General features: G+C 65.7%; 4 protein-coding genes. 3 read left to right on the top strand and 1 reads right to left on the bottom strand.

The features are described 5' to 3' along the window. The 3 genes from DTW89_RS18945 to DTW89_RS18955 all read left to right on the top strand — a co-directional run. On the top strand, window positions 1–893 hold an 893-nt coding region (locus DTW89_RS18945), incomplete at its 5' end, for an N-acetylmuramoyl-L-alanine amidase (RefSeq protein WP_201741043.1). A gap of 33 nt (window positions 894–926) precedes the next feature. Further along, window positions 927–1,259 (top strand): cupin domain-containing protein, encoded by a 333-nt coding sequence (locus DTW89_RS18950; RefSeq protein WP_114657059.1) that lies wholly within the window; start codon window positions 927–929, stop codon window positions 1,257–1,259. Window positions 1,260–1,457: 198 nt separating this feature from the next. Then, a complete protein-coding gene (locus DTW89_RS18955; protein WP_114657060.1) occupies window positions 1,458–1,694 on the top strand; it encodes a glycine zipper 2TM domain-containing protein in 237 nt (78 codons plus the stop codon). 70 nt (window positions 1,695–1,764) lie between these two features. On the opposite strand, the gene DTW89_RS18960 is transcribed toward DTW89_RS18955, so the two are convergent. Next, window positions 1,765–2,412: a DedA family protein gene (locus DTW89_RS18960; protein ID WP_114657061.1), complete on the bottom strand. Its 648-nt coding sequence runs from the start codon at window positions 2,410–2,412 to the stop codon at window positions 1,765–1,767. Window positions 2,413–2,475 lie beyond the last annotated feature (63 nt).

A 2,475-nucleotide genomic window follows, 5' to 3' on the forward strand; every position in this document is an offset into this window, starting at 1 on the left:
CCGCAGAGCCCGACCCGCTGGGCGAGCTGATGGCCCAGCGCGCCACGCGTGCGCTGCCGCCCGAGGCACCGCCGCCCCCTGCTGCCCCAGTGGCGGTGGCCACTGCCGCAGCCCCGGCGCAGGCCAGCGCGCGCGGCACTGCCAGCACCCGTGCCAGCGCCACGCAGACCGACCGCATCATCATCGTGGCACTGGACCCCGGCCATGGCGGCGAAGACCCCGGTGCCATCGGCCCGGCCGGCACCCGCGAAAAAGACGTGGTGCTGCGCGTGGCCCATCTGCTGCGCGACCGCATCAACGCCACCACCGTGGGTGGCAACCCCATGCGTGCGTATCTCACGCGCGACGGCGATTATTTTGTACCGCTGGGCACCCGCGTCGAGAAGGCACGGCGGGTGCAGGCCGACCTGTTTGTCAGCATCCACGCCGATGCCTTCACCACGCCCGCCGCGCGCGGTGCCAGCGTGTTTGCACTGAGCCAGGGCGGCGCATCCAGCACTGCCGCGCGCTGGCTGGCCAACAAGGAAAACCAGGCCGATCTGGTGGGTGGCCTGAACGTGCAGTCCAAAGACCGGCATGTGCAGCGCGCCCTGCTCGACATGAGCACCACGGCGCAGATCAACGACAGCCTCAAGCTGGGCACGGTGCTGCTGGGCGAGATCGGCAACGTGGGCAAGCTGCACAAGCCCCGGGTGGAACAGGCCGGGTTTGCCGTGCTCAAGGCCCCCGACATTCCCAGCGTGCTGGTGGAAACCGCCTTCATCAGCAACCCCGAAGAAGAAGCGCGCCTGCGCAGCAACGCCTACCAGGTGCAGCTGGCAGATGCACTGATGCGCGGCATCACGCGCTACTTCGCCAGGAACCCGCCGCTGGCACGCAGCCGGTCGGTGTAGGGTCCGTTCATCCGGCTGCACAGGAGACACCCCATGGCACTTCCCCACACCCCGTCTGGCCAGGTCGTCAGTGTCCTTGCGCTCGGCGACCGCCTGGCACAAACCACCTCCAGCGCCATCCTCAAGGCCGGCCAGCTCGAAGTCATGCGCGTGGTGCTGCGCGCCGGCAAAAGCATGCGCGAGCACCACACCCCCGGTGAAGCGACCGTGCAGTGCATTGAAGGCACGGTGGAATTCAAGGCTGGCGATACCACCCACTTGCTGCGCGCCGGCGACCTGGTGCACCTGCAACCAAGGGCCCTGCACGCACTGACCGCCGTGGAAGACGCCTCGCTGCTGGTCACCATCTGCCTGGCGCCGGGCTGAGCCCGCGGCGGGCGCGCACCGCACAGCCAGGGGCCAGGCGTATCGCGGCCCAGCCGCTGATTTGTCCTACACCGTCTGGCCGGTCTTTCCTACACCGCTGCAGCCGATAGAGCGCGATAGTGGACTTGCAACCCTGCGGCGGCACTGACTGCTTTGCCTGCCACGGTTTTTTCGCACAACTTCAAAAGGATTCCTGCCATGAACATTCGTTTCGCTCTTGCCGCCTCTGTCTGCGCTGCCACCCTGGCCCTGGGTGGATGCGCCTCCAACCCCTCCAATGCCCAGATCGGTACCGGCGTAGGCGCCGTGGTCGGAGGCGTTGCCGGCAATGCAGTGCTGGGTGGCACACTGGGCACCGTGGGGGGCGCCGCCGCTGGCGCACTGATTGGCAATGAACTCGGCAAGGACCGCGATCAGTCCAAGCCCCGCCGCTAATTCAGCGCCACAAAAACAAGGGCCTGGCGCGGATATGTTCCGCGCCAGGCCCTTGTGTTTTTCGGAACCTTCAGTCCGCGTTGGTCTTGCGGCCCGCGCGCCAGGCGCCAAAGATGGCGATCAAGCCTGGAATCAAGATCAGGGCCCAGATGATCTTGTCCAGGTTGGCCTTCACCCAGGCGAAGTTGCCAAAAAAGTAGCCGGCAGAGCAGATCCCCAGCACCCACAGCAGGGCCCCGCCCACATTGAAGGCCGTGAATTTGCCCCGCCCCATCTGCGCCACACCGGCCACGAACGGGGCAAACGTGCGGATGAAGGGCATGAAGCGCGCCATCACGATGGTGATGCCGCCATAGCGCTCGTAAAAATCATGGGCCTGGTTGAAGGCCCGCCGGTTGAACCAGCGCGAGTCTTCCCACTGGAACACCTTGGGGCCAAAGTAGCGGCCAATCGAATAGTTGCACTGGTCGCCCAGGATGGCCGCCGCGATCAGCACGGCGCAGGCCAGCGGGAAACTCATCATCCCCGCACCGCACAGCGCGCCCACGATGAACAGCAGCGAATCGCCCGGCAGAAACGGCATGACCACCAAGCCGGTTTCCACAAACACGATCAGAAACAGCAGGGCATACACCCAGGCCCCATAACTGGCGACAAAGGCTTCGAGGTATTTGTCGACATGCAGGATGAAGTCGATCAGAAAAGACACAAATTCCATGGGGGTTCCGGCAACACAAAGGCAGTGCGCATTATCCCCACCGCCCGGCGCCGCCCCTGTCTC

The sequence above is a fragment of the Acidovorax sp. BoFeN1 genome (genome assembly GCF_003345135.1).
GTDB lineage: Bacteria > Pseudomonadota > Gammaproteobacteria > Burkholderiales > Burkholderiaceae_C > Acidovorax > Acidovorax defluvii.

What these genes read in the sequence shown, in the direction of transcription:
- DTW89_RS18950 (WP_114657059.1), top strand. Translation starts at nt 927, where the DNA reads ATGGCACTTCCCCACACCCCGTCTGGCCAGGTCGTCAGTGTCCTTGCG.
- DTW89_RS18955 (WP_114657060.1), top strand. Translation starts at nt 1,458, where the DNA reads ATGAACATTCGTTTCGCTCTTGCCGCCTCTGTCTGCGCTGCCACCCTG.
- DTW89_RS18960 (WP_114657061.1), bottom strand. Translation starts at nt 2,412, where the DNA reads ATGGAATTTGTGTCTTTTCTGATCGACTTCATCCTGCATGTCGACAAA.